Source organism: Acidicapsa acidisoli (assembly GCF_025685625.1).
Taxonomy (GTDB): Bacteria; Acidobacteriota; Terriglobia; order Terriglobales; family Acidobacteriaceae; genus Acidicapsa; species Acidicapsa acidisoli.
In genome coordinates, this window is sequence record NZ_JAGSYI010000004.1 from 268,339 (window position 1) to 282,650 (window position 14,312).

Here is a 14,312-nt window from a genome sequence, read left to right on the forward strand (position 1 = left end):
GAACTCTATTCGGAACCCTGGAGGCCAGCCGCATGGATTCGACCACAATCGTCCCCTCACCATTCAAAACAATGGTGAAGACACTTACGTTCGCCGGCATGATACTGCTGTGCGCACTTACGCTCTCTTCGCAGGCAAGCCCACAAACAAGTACCGACACGCTCAAGAGCGGATTTGAAGATCCACCGAATGGAGCGCGGCCGCGTGTGTGGTGGCACTGGCTGAATGGCAATATCACGAAGGAAGGCATTCAGCTTGACCTCGAATGGATGCATCGCGTTGGTCTGGGCGGCTTTCAGAACTTCGATGCGTCGCTGGGCACTCCGCAAGTGGTCGAACATCGCCTGCCATATATGACACCGGAGTGGAAGGATACGTTTGTCTACGCGACAAAGCTTGCGGATCAATTGGGGTTGGAAGAAGCGATCGCTGGTTCGCCGGGATGGAGCGAAACCGGCGGTCCGTGGGTTAAGCCCAACGAAGGCATGAAGAAGTATGTGTGGAGCGAGCTTGAGGTCGAAGGCGGAAAGCCTTACTCGGGAACGCTTCCGCATCCTCCGTCGAATACCGGGGCCTTTCAGAATATGGGCAACCACGACATGATCTCGGAAGGCGATCCGCTGAAGGGAATTGAGTACTACGCGGACAGCGCGGTATTCGCGTACCGTCTGCCCGACACGGAGAAGACGATGGCGGAGCTCAACCCGACGGTCACGACCAGCGCGGGTGCGGGAGCTGGAACGATTGATCCGGCGGCGCTGAGTGATGGCGACTATATGCGTGGAGTCGAGTTCCCTTCCGCTGAGGTGGGCGGGGCGTCGTGGATTCTGTATGACTTTGCCAAGCCGGTGAGAATCCAGGCGATCACGATGGCGATGGGCGGCGCGTACGATCCGATGTCGATCTTCCGCGGCTTCGGTGACAGCGGGCGCGACCTGGAAGCAAGCGACGATGGCGTGACGTTCCGGCAGGTGGTTCATATCGCAAACGGCTCAGTGGGGACGACGACGGAATTCGCTCCAGTGACGGCGCGGTATTTTCGAGTGACATTCAAGATTGCCGCCCCTCCTCGAAATCCCTTCGCCGATATGGATATTCCTGGTATGACGGCGCCGGAACAGAAGGGACTGCCTCCGATACGAGTGGCGGAACTGGTGCTGCACACCGCGGCGCGAGTGAACCGGTACCAGGAGAAGGCTGCCTTCTTTCCGCAACCGGATTTATACGCGTTCGCGACGACTTCGATCAATGCTGCGGATGCTGTCGATAAATCGAGCGTGGTGGATCTGACTGCAAAGATGAGCGCGGATGGGCATTTGGATTGGACGCCGCCTCCTGGACGCTGGGAGATTGTGCGGCTTGGTTACTCGCTGCTCGGCATCAGCAACCATCCTGCTTCGAAGGAAGCAACAGGCCTCGAAGTGGATAAGCTTAACCACACCTACGTGAAGAACTACATGGATCGATATCTCGACCAGTATGAGAACACGCTTGGCAAGGATTGGATGGGCAAGCGCGGGCTCCGGTATGTGATTACGGATAGCTGGGAAGCCGGCGCGCAGAACTGGACCGATGACATGATCGAGCAGTTCACAAAGCGGCGCGGGTATAGCCCAGTTCCATGGCTGCCGGTGTTGACGGGGCATGTGGTGCAGAGCGCTGAGGCAAGCGACCGCTTCCTTTGGGATTTGCGTAAGACGATTGCTGACTTGACTTCAGATGAGCATTACGGGCAGGTCGAGGCTTCAATCCATGAGCGCGGCATGGGGCACTATGGCGAATCGCATGAGTCCGGACGCGCCTTTATTGCCGATGGCATGGAGGTGAAGAAGCTGAATGAGGTTCCGATGTCGGCGATGTGGACGCAGACGCCGGGAGTGAACAAGGATCTGTTTGGCTATAACGCGGATGATCGCGAGTCGGCGTCCGTCGGTCATATCTATGGGCAGAATCTGGCTGCGGCTGAGTCGATGACAGCATCGGCGGCGCCGTGGGCTTGGTCTCCGGCTACGTTGAAGCCTACCGCCGACAAGGAGATGGCGGAAGGCATCAATCGGTTTGTGATTCATTGCTCGGTGCATCAGCCGTTGATCGGCAAAGTACCGGCATTGGGACTTGGGCCGTTTGGGCAGTGGTTTACGCGCAATGAGACGTGGGCTGAAATGGCGGGGCCGTGGGTGACGTATCTGGCGCGCAGTTCCTATCTTCTGCAACAGGGACACTTCGCCGCGGATGTTATTTACTACTACGGCGAAGACTCGAATCTGACGGCTATCTTTGCCAAGAACAATCCGGATGTGCCGGAGGGATATGGGTTCGACTATGTGAACGCGGATGCGCTCATTCATATGCTTTCTGTACGTGATGGGCGCATCACTACGCCGAGCGGTATGAGCTATCGCGTGCTGGGCCTCGATCCTTACAGCGAACATATGTCGTTGCCGGTGCTGCGGGCGCTGCATAAGTTGGTGGAAGAAGGTGCGACGGTTGCGGGACCGAAGCCGACGAACGATCCAAGCCTTGCAGATGATGAGGCTGAGTTCCACAAGCTGGCGGACGAGTTGTTTGGAGACGGCTCGGGTGAGCACGCGGTCGGCAAGGGTAAGGTGTACGCCGGACAAACGCTGGCGGAGGTGCTGCCGAAGCTGAACCTTGTTCCTGACTTTGATTACACCAAGCCGGAAGCGGATACAAGTCTGTTATTTGTGCATCGCAGACTCGACGATGCGGATGTCTACTATGTGGACAATCGCAGCGACCGGAGTGAATCGCTCAATGCAACGTTTCGCGTGACAGGAAAGCAGGCTGAACTTTGGCATGCGGAGACAGGCGCGACGGAAGCGGCGAGTTACACCATCAGCGCGGGACATACGACTATGCCGCTGAAGCTGGAACCGTGGGGAACGGTCTTTGTGGTCTTCCGCAAGCCTGCGCAGGCTCCGTCACATACGGTGCCGACGCCCTCCGAGACGACTTTGTCGACGGTCGAGGGAAGCTGGTCTGTGGCTTTCCAGCCGGATCGGGGAGCACCTGCTTCGATTACGCTTGATAAGCTGGCTTCGTGGAGCGATAACTCGGATGCAGGAGTGCGCTACTTCAGCGGTGTCGGAACTTACACCAAGAACATTGACGCGCCTGCTGCGTGGTTCAAGAAGGGTGCATATCTTTGGATCGATCTTGGCGATGTGAAGAACCTGGCTGAGGTTTCGGTCAATGGAAAGTCCCTGGGCGTTGTCTGGCATACGCCTTATCGCGTGGATGCAACGGCCACGTTGAAGCCGGGCGCGAACACGATCACTGTCAAGGTGGCCAACGCCTGGGTGAACCGGCTGATCGGCGATCAGCAGCCGAACGCGACGAAGTACACCTTTACGGTAATCCATCCGTACAAGGCTAATTCGCCGCTGCTGCCGTCTGGTTTGCTGGGACCGGTGAGTGTGGTGCAGACGGCGACCGAATAGCTGGAGTTGCGGGCAGGGCTGGGCTGCTTCCGGCCCTGCAATTCGTCTTAGTATGATTGTTGGTATGCCGACACGCTGCCAGCCCGGCCAGACGCTGTTGATTGACGCCGACGACACGCTCTGGGAAAACAATATCTACTTTGAGCGGGCGATTGCCGCGTATATCTCGTTTCTGGATCATCTGCCGCATACGCCTCAGCAGGTACGCGAAGCGTTGAACGAGGCCGAGCGCGAGACGATTCGCACCCACGGTTATGGGCTAGGCAGCTTTACGCAGTCGCTGATTGCGTGCTTTGAGCATCTCACGGCTGCGCCGATCAACGAACACCAGCACGCGCTCATTCGCAGCTTTGCGCAGAGTATTGCCGACCAGGAGATTGAGTTGTTGCCGGGGGTGGCGGAGCTGCTTCCCGAGTTGGCCACGCGGCACCGGCTGATTCTGATGACCAAGGGAAGCCAGTCGGAGCAGGCGGACAAGCTGGCGCGTTCAGGGCTGGGGCCGCATTTCAACGCTGTCGAGATTGTGGCAGAGAAGAATCCGGCTGCGTATGCCGATGTCGTTGCGCGGCATGGGTGCGCGCCGCACTCGACGTGGATGATTGGGAACAGCCCGAAATCGGATATCAATCCGGCGCTCGCGGCGGGGCTTCATGCGGTGTTTATTTTTCACAAGGATACCTGGGTGCTGGAACACGCTGAGATTAACGCTCCTCCAGATGGGCAGCGCTTATTGGAGGTTGAATCTTTCGCGAAGCTGGCGGATATCTTTTAGTTTTCCAATAGCGACGAGAAGAGATGGCTGTTCGCCTTGACTCTCTTCGGGGTGGTCTGCTCTACTTCCATCAACGTCATGCAGAACTTGCACATCTTCGCGATGATTCCCGCCATTCGAATTAGCGGCCCCAATTCAAGGTTGGGCTTGCATGCGGGATGCGACGCCTGAGATTCAACCGAAGAAGATTCGGAAGCTACACACGAACCACCTCCCGCAGATGCGGCAGGTGGTTTTCTTATTGTTGGGCCAGGAACCCAGGAGAGAAACGATTGGAATCCGTCACACTTGCCAGCATTGAGGCCGCGCGCGAACGCATTGGCGACGCCATTCATCTATCGCCGTGCCAGCTTTCGCACCACTTGAGCGAACACATCGGGCTGCCGGTCTATCTGAAGCTTGAAAATCTGCAGCGCACCGGCTCATTCAAGGAGCGGGGCGCACTCAACAAGCTGCTGACCCTCTCGCCCGAGGAACGCAAGCGCGGCGTGATTGCGGCCTCTGCCGGAAACCATGCGCAGGGGGTTGCATTTCATGCAACCAAGCTGGGCGTGCGGTCGCAGATTGTGATGCCTCAGGCTACGCCGCTGGTCAAGGTGGTTTCGACGCGGGGATTTGGCGCGGAGGTGATCCTGCATGGCGCGAATTACGACGAGGCGTGCGAAGAGGCGTTGGCGCGTTGCGAGCAGCAGGGGCTGACCTTCATCCATCCCTTTGACGACCCGGTGGTGATAGCTGGTCAAGGAACAATTGGACTGGAATTGCTGGAGCAGATTCCTGATCTGGAAGCAGTGGTTGTTCCTATCGGCGGCGGAGGGTTGATTGGCGGCATCGCGTGCGCGGTTAAGGAACGCAATCCGAAGATTCGCGTAATCGGCGTGGAGCCGGAGAAGCTGCCTTCGATGCTGCGTGCACGCGAAGCCGGGATGCCGATTACGCTTGCGCCGCAGGCGACAATTGCCGATGGCATCGCGGTGCGGCGGGCGGGCGATGTGACGCTGCCGCTGGTTTCGCGTTATGTGGACGAGATTGTGACGGTGGACGATGAAGAGATTGCAAGCGCCATCCTGACGCTGCTCGAACAGGAGAAGACGCTGGCCGAGGGAGCGGGGGCGGCGGCTCTGGCGGCTTTGTTACAGGCCAAGACAAGTCTGCGCCACCGGCGCACGGCGGTGCTGGTATGCGGCGGCAATATCGACGTGACGCTGCTGGCGAAGATTATCGCGCGCGGCCTGGTCAAGGATGGACGACTGCTTCGCATTCGCGTCTATCTGCAGGACCGGCCGGGCGCGCTGCTGCAATTGACAGAAGTGCTGGCCCGCGAACGCGCCAACATTGTGGAAACGGTCCATAACCGCGCCTATTATGGCGTGAGTCTTGGCGAGACAGTGATCGACGTAACACTTGAAACGCGTGGAGCTGCGCACATTACGGCAATTAACCATGCGCTGGGCGAAGCCGTGTTTCGCTTTGAGCGCATACTGTAGGCAAGCCATGTATATTCCCAAATTTAACCAGATCCAGGATAGGGCGCTGCTGATTGAGGCGATGCGTGCGTGGTCCTTCGCCGTTCTCTTCGGTCCGGATGCCAGTGGAGCGCCGGTGGCGACGCACCTGCCGCTCGTCGTGCGGGACGAGGGCGAGCATGGCGTGCTGGAGGGACATTTTGCGCTGGCCAATCCACATTGGAAGTCGCTGGCAGGGCGGGAGACGCTGGTGGTTTTTTCGGGACCCCACAGCTATGTTTCGCCTTCGCTTTATGTGGAGCCCAAGTCCGTTCCGACGTGGAATTACATCGCAGTTCACGCTACCGGAACGCTGCATTTGATCGAAGATGCGACTGGCGACCCTGCAGCGAACTTTGCCTTGAAGGATGCGCTGTTGAAGAACCTCATCGCACAGAATGAGCCTGCCTACGCCGATCAATGGAACGATTTTCCGATAGGGTATCGAATCTCGATGACAAGCGGAATTGTGGGTTTTCGCATACCGATCAGCAGGATTGAAGGAAAGTTCAAGCTGAGCCAGAATCGGCCCGAGCAGGATCGGAAGAACGTTTATGCGGCCCATGTGGCGGGGACGGAAGAGCAGCAGGAGCTGGCCGCCTGGATGAATCGGTTGAAGCGGCCGGGGGAATAGCGCGACAAAGATATGTGGCGTAGAAGCTTGGACTTCGCTTACATGCCGCGTCGACGGGAGTTATTTGGCGAAGTTACTAAGGCGCTCATGCGGCCAACTTCGAAACAACGCCAATTTCCAGCGTTTTCGAGCGACGCTTTCGCATGGGGAGAAGACGGTGGTTGTTACTTGGCGGGACGGGAAGCGTGAGTGCCGCACGCAGATGCAGGACTGCCGATGTCCGAATCTGACGGATCTTGATTTGATCCAAATTCAACGTGAGGCCGATCTCGCGAATGGTCATCTCTTCGTAATAGTAGAGGGTCGTGACTAACCGCTCCGTTTCGGAAAGTCCCTGGATCGCGCTGGCCAGACGCTCCTCCGCCTCTCCTCTCATACAGCGAAAGAGTGGATCGTCTTCCGGCCTACCGGGAACGTATATGAGTTCTTCGTCGCCGGAACCGTCTTCGCGCTTTCGGTGCAGCGTACCAATCTCCAGGCCGTCAAGATCGCCGAGCAACTTCTGGTAGTCGTTGAGACTGAGCTTCAACTCCGCGGCAACCTGGTCCTCGGAGGGAGCCCGGCCTAACCGCGCGGTGAGCGTACAAATCGCCTGCTGGACCTGACGCCCAGTGCGACGGAGCCCTCGTGAAGCCCAGTCCAGCATCCGCAGACTATCCATGATTGCCCCTCGGACGCGGAACTGCGCGAAGCTTGCAAATCGGACATTCTTTGTTGGATCGAATTTAGCGAAAGCTTGCACGAGGCCAACCATGCCCGCGGAGAGGAGGTCGTCAATCTCGATATTCTTAGGAAGACGTCCATGAATGCGACGCGCGACGAATCGCACCATGGGTAAGTGCTTCAGCAACGCATGGTCTTGCTCAAGTATCGGATTGGGTCGGGGCATGTGTGTCGTGATCTGCTTTTGCATGAAATCCTTTCTCATATTCATTGTCTCTGAATCTATGCAGTATGATGCACATTTGATCCTATCGTAACTCATAATAATATTACTTAGGTAACTTATCGGTAACTTGGTGGCCCGCATCATTTCCGATTCTTTTCCCGATTCTTTGTCGTAGTTGATTCATCGGATATTCAATGACTAAAGCTGTAAGCTTCACCCCACTTGATAACCCTATATGGCTTTCCCTCATCTCCCCTCACGCTGGATTCGCCAGGGGCCTCGGGATGGCGCGGAGGTTTGATCCCGCGATTGGCCCGCTTTCCGGCATGAAAGATCAAAGCCCTGAGGCTTACGGCGCGCTGGCTGAGTTATTTCAGCCGGACGAGTTTGCTGTGCTCTTTCTTGACTCCGCGCCGGAGTTGCCGCCGGGATGGCGGATGCACTTACATCTACTGCTAGACCAGATGGTGTGCGAAGGGCGTCCTAAAGTGCCCGAGAGCCCTTTTTTCATAGAGAAGCTCAGCGCTGACGATGCGCTGGAGATGCTTGAGCTGGCGACGTTGACGGAGCCGGGGCCATTCCGGCAGCGGACCTGGGAGTTGGGGGGATTTCAGGGTATTCGTGAGGATGGGCGGCTTGCCGCGATGGCAGGACGACGGCTCGCGCTCCCTGGATTCGTCGAGGTCAGCGCGGTTTGCACCCACCCGGATTTTCGAGGACGGGGTTACGCCGCCGCGCTGGTGGCCTCGGTCGCCGGGGCGATTTATGACGAGGGCGATATGCCGATCCTTCATGTTTTGCCGACGAACACCGGCGCCATTCGCGTTTACGAGTCGGTTGGATTTACGCGACGGCGGACGTTCGATCTCGCCGTGGTCTTGCCTCCAGCAAAAGAGGATTAAGGTAATAGACAAGGCCAAGAGCCCCAAACATGACGTGCTGCTCAACCCTGGCCATCCGAAGTTTTCACGGATCGTCCATACGCCGCCGGAACCGGTGATTTGGGATGAAGGACTTTTCCGCAAGTGAGAAGTGCTTTCGTACCTTTCGCCAGTCCTGCGCCTTTGGTATACTTCGGAAGTTGCCCCTCGTGCGGAGGTGGCGAAATTGGCAGACGCACAAGCTTGAGGTGCTTGCGCCGCAAGGCATAGGGGTTCAAGTCCCCTCCTCCGCACCAAATTTTCTCCCGTTGTGGGCACCCGAAATGCGGCTTTGAGCGGGTAGCTTATCGAACGAGGCCAAGGAAAGCAGTAACAGAATGCAATTTTTGCTTTACGCAGTCATCGTGATTCACATTATCGTGTCGTTCTTTCTGATCGGGGTGGTATTGCTGCAGCAGGGCAAGAGCGCCGACCTGGCAGGAACTTTTGGCGGTCAAGGCTCGCAGACGGCCTTTGGCCCGCGCGCGGCAGCCAATATTCTCACCAAGCTGACTGGCTGGGCGGCGGCTGTGTTCATGATTACGTCGCTCTCTCTGACGATCCTGTACCTGCGGTCTTCTGGTTCGAGCAGTTCCGTGTTTTCGGGAATGAAAGGCAGCGCTCCCGTTTCCGCGCCAGCCAAGCCGGGTAAGTAGAAGATACATCGCGAGTTTGAGAACAAAAGGCAGACCGGTTGGTCTGCCTTTTTCGCGTCCGGAAAAACCCTCCGACAGGCATTCCCTGCCCTACAATCTCTCCATGAGCGCTGAAAAGCCTATTATCGAAACCTTTCCCGTAGGTCCGCTGGAATGCAACTGTACGATTTTGGGTGACCCGAACACTCGCGAAGCAATCGTGATAGACCCCGGCGAAGATATCGCTCGCATTCATAAAAGGCTGGCCGATCTCGGACTGAAGCTGACGCAGATTCTCATCACGCACGCACATATCGACCATATTGGAGGCGCGCTTCGCCTGAAGCGGCTTACCGGTGCGCCGATTCTGATGAACGAGAGCGACCTGCCGCTCTTGAAAATCATGGAACAGCAAGCTGGATGGCTGGGAGTTGAGACGCCGGAAACGGAATCGCCCGACGGCAATCTTAAGGATGGACAAAAAGTAGGACTCCAGGATCTTGCTGCGCAGGTCCTGCATACGCCGGGTCACACTCGGGGCAGCGTTTGCCTGTATTTCAAACGGATCGACCTGCTGATTGCGGGAGACACGCTTTTTGCGGGAAGCATTGGGCGGACAGATCTGCCGGGAGGCGATTCGAAGCAGATTCTCACTTCGATTCACAGCCGTCTGATGGTGCTGCCTGAGGATACGACCGTTCTGCCAGGCCATGGTCCGGTTACGACCATTGGCAAAGAGAAGGAACGAAATCCCTTCCTGATCTGAGCTTGATTTTGGTCTGAGTCGGATCTCTCCTGCTAAGTGGCACTTAACAGGAGGGCGAAAATCAGCGCCACCGAAAATCCCAACACGAGGACGGCGCGGCGGATCAATCTTGCGGACAGATAGCTGTACTCCGTGGCCGTTAGTACGCGGCTCGATGGATAGTTCATGGGATAAATGGATTCTCCTGGGCAGGATGACCGCAAATGCGCCGGTTACCGGCTATATTGATACGCGCAAAGCCCAGGAGAATCCCTTCATGACGAAATGGGGGCGGCGGAGCGTGAGATTGCGCCGCCGCATTTTGGGGCTATTTTGCGCCGCCGGCGTCAGACGGAGTCACTGGCGATGGGGCCACTGACTTGAGCTTTTCGGTGGCCGCGTCGATTGCCGCGCTTTCGCCGGTGAGGACTTTACCCACGGTTACGGTCGAGGCTTCGGCGATGGACCACTTACGCTGTTCAATGGCTTCGCGAACGGCAGGCAGAGTTTTCACTCCGTAGCCGGTATACGCGCCGGGGGCATAGAGCTGATGCTTGAACCAGGTTCGGCCTGGCAGGCCGGCGGCACTGAAGTACGCCCGCTCGGTCTGCATGAGCAATTGATTGACCTGGTCGATGGTTGCAGCGTCGAGAGCTGCACCGCCATTGGCTTCGGCGGCTTTCACCGCTTTTTGATATTCCCGGGCGCTGGCAGTGAGGGCTGTTGAGCCGTTTTCGAGTGGCGCGAAGTTCAGGAATGGTGGCGTCGCCTCGTGCTTGGGAGCGGCGATGGGGTTCTTTGGATCGCTGGTGGCGGTGAAGACCCCTTCGTCGATCTCCTTGTTCTTTTCGGCGATCTCGTCCTGCTCGGATTTCAGCAGCTTCTGGACCTCATCGACGTAAGTGGAAATGGTTTCGGCGGAGTTGGCGAAGTTGTAAGGAAGCAACTCGGCATCGGCCATGCGCATGACGGCTGAGCCGGCCACCTGCGCCAAAGCACGGCCGTAGACGAAGTCCGTATCGGCGAAGTGCGTATACCACCAGAAGTCGTCATAGATGGAGTGATACTCGCTGCCGCGATCTTCGCCGCCAAATCCGAGGTCGAGAGATGGGATTCCGGCGAAATCAAGGAACGATACGTAGTCGGAGCCATCGCCGAGGGCGCTGATCCGGAGATCCTGCCGATTCCGCGCTTCGGTACGGTCGGAACCTTTGCTGCGGGAGATTTCCAGCAGGCGACGGCGCTCCAGCACCGAAATTCCCTTCTCTGGATCTTTTACGTCGGCTGCAACGCCGTTGATGAAGTGCTCGAGGCCGTGCGAACCCTCCAGAAAGACATAGCCTCGCCCGTTGGAATCGCTGTTGAGATACATCACGCCCTTCTTCTTCAGCTCATCGATGTGGGTTTCGACCCACTCGGTCGAGCCGAGGAGGCCGGGCTCTTCGCCGTCCCAGACGCAGTAGACGATGGTGCGGCGCGGCTTCCAGCCCTGCTTGAGCAGCTCGCCGAGCGATCGCGCTTCTTCGAGTTCGGCGGACGCGCCGGAGATGGGATCGTCTGCGCCGTTGACCCAGGCGTCGTGATGGTTGCCGCGAATGACCCACTCGTCTGGCTCGGTGCTGCCGGGGATTTTAGCAATGACGTCGTAGAGGGTCTTGATGTCCCAGTTGGAGAACATCTTCAGGTGCACCTTGGCTTCGCTCGGGGCTTCGGAGGTTCCGAGTCCCTGGCCGATGTGGTAGGTGATCGGCAGGCCGCCTCGCCAGGTTGCCGGGGCTACGCGCCCTGCGAGAGCTGAGAGCAGCGGAGTGGCGTCGGCGTAGGAGATGGGAAGGACTGGAATCTTGGTGATGATCGGCGAATCTTTGCGGTCAAGACGCTTTGCGTCCTTGGTCGCGCCGACGCCGGGGGTAAGCGGATCGCCGGGAAAGTCGGTGTCGTTGACGCCGCCGCGCTGGACTCCGTCTTTGGGCCGGCCTGCGCCCTTCGGATAGGAATCGGCGACTCCATAGCCGTCATTCGCTGGGTCGGAATAGATAATGCAGCCGACCGCTCCGTGCTCCGCAGCAACTTTGGGCTTGATGCCGCGCCAAGCTCCGCCATAGCGGGCGATGACAACCGCGCCCTTGACGGAGACGCCGAGACGGTCGAGCTCTTCGTAATCTTCACGGGTGCCGTAGTTCACATAGACGAGCGGTCCGGTCACGTCGCCGTCAGCGGAGTAGGCGTTATAGGTCGGCAACTGCTCGGAGGTCTGATTGGAGGTGGGATCTTCGGGAACCACCGGTTCCTGGAGGCTCGCTTTGAATTTCGTCGCGCCATTTGCGTCGAGCAGCTCGACAAGCCGTTCCTTCGGCGTGGGAAAGAGGACGTAGAAGTTCTCAATCTGCGCGTCAAATCCCCATTCCTTGAATTTTGCGAGCATCCACTCGGCGTTGTCCTTGTCATACGGTGAGCCGACGTGGTGTGGGCGGGCGGAGAGCCGGCGCATGTTTTCGCGGATCGTGTCTGGCACGGGCAGGGCGCGGAGCTTTTCTTCCCAATTGCGCTCAGTCTCCGAAGCAGCACGAGAGTAGCCATCCAATTGACCATCCGATCTTGCACTCGATTTGGCACTGGATTTGGCGCTGTCGGCCGTCTGCTGCGCAAGCGCGAATGGCGAGGGATAAATCAGCGTGGGTAACAAGACGATTGCGAGCAATCGGGAACGGGTCATCGAGTCTCCAGGAATACAGATTTTTTGCGTTCGAACACCGCGCCGGAAGATCGGGCAAGAGGGTGCGAGTCAGGCTGGTTTTCCGGTTAAGGCACAGTATATCCGCGTCCGGCTGGAATATTGAGACTCCCGACAGTCTTAGTGAAGCTGCCTTAGATGCCAGATCGAACCATCCAGAAAAGAATTTCCGAGATTCTTGGTTTTCGATGAAACGAATTACCGTGTACATCCACTATGTCTGGTGTGCAGATATCTGCATTGAACGCTCTCCCCCAGAGCAGGCGGGGTCCGCAAAGCGGCGGGCTCCGTCTGAGCCTCAGGTCGACTGGACGAGAGCACCTTGGTCCAACATTGCCTGAAGGAGAAATTGTGACGCACTTTGGTCTAAAGCGAAGCGATTCGAGATTGAATGGAACGACTCGGCAGAGCACGCGACTGTTCCGGCGGATGCGATGAGCCGCGAGCTGCATCGGGACATAGCTGCCACATCGCGTCCAGAGTTGCGGCGACGCGCGCACCCTACTAATTGCGAGCGCGACAACCGGCCCATGCCAACTACTGCGCGACCCGCGCCAATGCTATACTTGCGGCCTGACCAGTATGCGGAGCAAGTCTTGCAATTCTCTTCCTTCGATGCCACTTACATCGACAGTTTATGCGCGGGAGACCGGCCGACAGAGGAGCATTTTGTCGGCTACTTTACCGCGCTCCTGCAACTGAAACTGCGTTCTCGGTTGCACTCACCGCAGGCGGTCGAAGATGTGCGCCAGGAAACCTTTGCGCGGGTTCTGAAAGCTTTGCGCAATCCCGGTACGTTACGGCAACCGGAGCGGCTTGGCGCTTTTGTCAATACGGTTTGCAATAACGTTCTCTTTGAGCATTACCGCGCGTCATCACGCAGCCAGTCACTCGATGAAGAAGGCCAGCCGGAGCCTGCCGCGAGCGGGGCCGACGCACTGGACATCGCAGCGGACAAACAGATGAAAGTAAAGGTTCGGGAGATTCTGCTGAAGATGCCGCAGCGCGACCGGCGGCTGCTGAAGGCCGTCTTTCTGGATGAGCGCGACCGCGACGATGTTTGCCGTGAATTTGGCGTGGATCGGGAGTATCTGCGGGTGCTCCTGCATCGAGCCAAGCAGGAATTCAAAGTGGAATATGTGAAACGGATGGGCAATCAAGGGCCGTCGGAAATGAGCATGTGGACAAAGTGAATCGATTCAGTGAAACGATCGATGGGTGTCGAACACCATTTCAATGAACCGCAAAGAGCGGGTATTACATTACGAGGATTGAGATGATGACACAAATGAATCATAGCGAAGCTTTAGAACAAATGGCGGCGGAAAGGTATTTGCTTGGCGAGCTGCCGCCGGATATGCGCGACGCATTTGAGGAGCACTTCTTCGACTGTCCTGAGTGCGCTCTCGAAGTACGCGCAGGAGCTGCTTTTGTCGACGAGGCGAAGGTTCAGTTGCCGGAACTCACCGCATTGCCGGAACCTACGCCGTCGCAGGGATCAGATGCGCCGGTTAAGAAGCGAACCAGGTTCACGTGGCTGGCGTGGTGGCGTCCATTGTTTGCCACGCCTGCTTTTGCGGCGCCTGTCTTTGCCACGCTGCTGCTGGTGATTGGTTATCAGAACTTAGTCACTTACCCCGCGCTGCGAACTGAAGCATCGGAACCGAGGCTGCTGTCTTCGGTGGCGCTGCACGCGGCAACGCGCAGCGGAGAGCCCACGGTGATCGAAGCGGATCGTACGCAGGCTGTGGAGCTCCGCGTGGAGCTGCCCGAGCATGCGATCTATGCTTCTTATGCAGTTGACTTATACGATCCGCAGGGTAAACTTGCGTGGACGCACAATTTATCCGGGTCTGCGACCGGAGCTCTGGATGATACGCTGTCGCTGATGATTCCGGGAGCGGGGCTGAAACAGGGCTCTTATGTGCTTGCTATCTCCGGCGCGACTTCGGGAGATCCCAAAGGACCGCGTACCGAGATTGAGCGGCAGGTCTTCAGTATTCACTTCAACAACTAG

At 57.7% G+C, this 14,312-nt stretch carries 12 protein-coding genes and 1 tRNA gene; 10 read left to right on the forward strand and 3 right to left on the reverse strand.

The genetic code is table 11. The features are described from left to right. Positions 1–32 precede the first annotated feature (32 nt). From OHL23_RS23130 to OHL23_RS23145, 4 genes are all read left to right on the forward strand, one after another. Positions 33–3,461 carry a glycosyl hydrolase gene (locus OHL23_RS23130; RefSeq protein WP_263354404.1) on the forward strand — a complete coding sequence of 1,143 codons (3,429 nt, stop codon included), beginning with the start codon at positions 33–35 and terminating at the stop codon, positions 3,459–3,461. Positions 3,462–3,525: 64 nt separating this feature from the next. Further along, positions 3,526–4,233, forward strand: coding sequence for an HAD family hydrolase (locus tag OHL23_RS23135; protein WP_263354405.1), 708 nt, complete (start codon positions 3,526–3,528; stop codon positions 4,231–4,233). 272 nt (positions 4,234–4,505) lie between these two features. Further along, the gene (locus tag OHL23_RS23140; RefSeq protein WP_263354406.1) at positions 4,506–5,720 is read left to right on the forward strand and encodes a threonine ammonia-lyase; all 1,215 of its coding nucleotides are present in this window, start codon (positions 4,506–4,508) and stop codon (positions 5,718–5,720) included. A 7-nt stretch (positions 5,721–5,727) separates the two neighbouring features. After that, on the forward strand, positions 5,728–6,372 hold the full coding sequence (locus OHL23_RS23145; RefSeq protein WP_263354407.1) for an FMN-binding negative transcriptional regulator: 645 nt from the start codon (positions 5,728–5,730) through the stop codon (positions 6,370–6,372). A gap of 85 nt (positions 6,373–6,457) precedes the next feature. Here the strand turns inward: OHL23_RS23145 and OHL23_RS23150 are convergent, their stop codons facing one another. Further along, positions 6,458–7,300 carry a FliA/WhiG family RNA polymerase sigma factor gene (locus tag OHL23_RS23150; RefSeq protein WP_263354408.1) on the reverse strand — a complete coding sequence of 281 codons (843 nt, stop codon included), beginning with the start codon at positions 7,298–7,300 and terminating at the stop codon, positions 6,458–6,460. A gap of 155 nt (positions 7,301–7,455) precedes the next feature. Between OHL23_RS23150 and OHL23_RS23155 the strand changes: the two genes are divergently transcribed. From OHL23_RS23155 to OHL23_RS23170, 4 genes are all read left to right on the forward strand, one after another. Next, positions 7,456–8,163 carry a GNAT family N-acetyltransferase gene (locus OHL23_RS23155; protein ID WP_263354409.1) on the forward strand — a complete coding sequence of 236 codons (708 nt, stop codon included), beginning with the start codon at positions 7,456–7,458 and terminating at the stop codon, positions 8,161–8,163. 190 nt (positions 8,164–8,353) lie between these two features. After that, positions 8,354–8,438, forward strand: a tRNA-Leu gene (locus OHL23_RS23160). A gap of 81 nt (positions 8,439–8,519) precedes the next feature. Next, positions 8,520–8,837 (forward strand): preprotein translocase subunit SecG, encoded by a 318-nt coding sequence (gene secG / locus OHL23_RS23165; protein ID WP_263354410.1) that lies wholly within the window; start codon positions 8,520–8,522, stop codon positions 8,835–8,837. A 103-nt stretch (positions 8,838–8,940) separates the two neighbouring features. After that, positions 8,941–9,582, forward strand: a complete 642-nt coding sequence (locus OHL23_RS23170; protein WP_263354411.1) for an MBL fold metallo-hydrolase — start codon at positions 8,941–8,943, stop codon at positions 9,580–9,582. A 32-nt stretch (positions 9,583–9,614) separates the two neighbouring features. Here OHL23_RS23170 and OHL23_RS23175 read toward each other — a convergent pair whose 3' ends face one another. After that, positions 9,615–9,749, reverse strand: coding sequence for a hypothetical protein (locus OHL23_RS23175; RefSeq protein ID WP_263354412.1), 135 nt, complete (start codon positions 9,747–9,749; stop codon positions 9,615–9,617). A 140-nt stretch (positions 9,750–9,889) separates the two neighbouring features. Beyond that, positions 9,890–12,277, reverse strand: a complete 2,388-nt coding sequence (locus tag OHL23_RS23180) for a M28 family metallopeptidase (protein WP_263354413.1) — start codon at positions 12,275–12,277, stop codon at positions 9,890–9,892. A 614-nt stretch (positions 12,278–12,891) separates the two neighbouring features. Between OHL23_RS23180 and OHL23_RS23185 the strand changes: the two genes are divergently transcribed. Together OHL23_RS23185 and OHL23_RS23190 are read left to right on the forward strand one after the other, a co-directional pair. After that, entirely contained in the window at positions 12,892–13,488 is a 597-nt protein-coding gene (locus OHL23_RS23185; RefSeq protein ID WP_263354414.1) for an RNA polymerase sigma factor, read from the forward strand. Positions 13,489–13,571: 83 nt separating this feature from the next. Further along, entirely contained in the window at positions 13,572–14,312 is a 741-nt protein-coding gene (locus tag OHL23_RS23190; RefSeq protein WP_263354415.1) for an anti-sigma factor family protein, read from the forward strand.

Bases quoted from the DNA above. Each gene is read 5' to 3' on its own strand.
- OHL23_RS23130 (WP_263354404.1), top strand. From the start codon at position 33: ATGGATTCGACCACAATCGTCCCCTCACCATTCAAAACAATGGTGAAG.
- OHL23_RS23135 (WP_263354405.1), top strand. From the start codon at position 3,526: ATGCCGACACGCTGCCAGCCCGGCCAGACGCTGTTGATTGACGCCGAC.
- OHL23_RS23145 (WP_263354407.1), top strand. From the start codon at position 5,728: ATGTATATTCCCAAATTTAACCAGATCCAGGATAGGGCGCTGCTGATT.
- OHL23_RS23150 (WP_263354408.1), bottom strand. From the start codon at position 7,300: ATGAGAAAGGATTTCATGCAAAAGCAGATCACGACACACATGCCCCGA.
- OHL23_RS23155 (WP_263354409.1), top strand. From the start codon at position 7,456: ATGACTAAAGCTGTAAGCTTCACCCCACTTGATAACCCTATATGGCTT.
- secG (WP_263354410.1), top strand. From the start codon at position 8,520: ATGCAATTTTTGCTTTACGCAGTCATCGTGATTCACATTATCGTGTCG.
- OHL23_RS23170 (WP_263354411.1), top strand. From the start codon at position 8,941: ATGAGCGCTGAAAAGCCTATTATCGAAACCTTTCCCGTAGGTCCGCTG.
- OHL23_RS23175 (WP_263354412.1), bottom strand. From the start codon at position 9,749: ATGAACTATCCATCGAGCCGCGTACTAACGGCCACGGAGTACAGCTAT.
- OHL23_RS23180 (WP_263354413.1), bottom strand. From the start codon at position 12,277: ATGACCCGTTCCCGATTGCTCGCAATCGTCTTGTTACCCACGCTGATT.
- OHL23_RS23190 (WP_263354415.1), top strand. From the start codon at position 13,572: ATGATGACACAAATGAATCATAGCGAAGCTTTAGAACAAATGGCGGCG.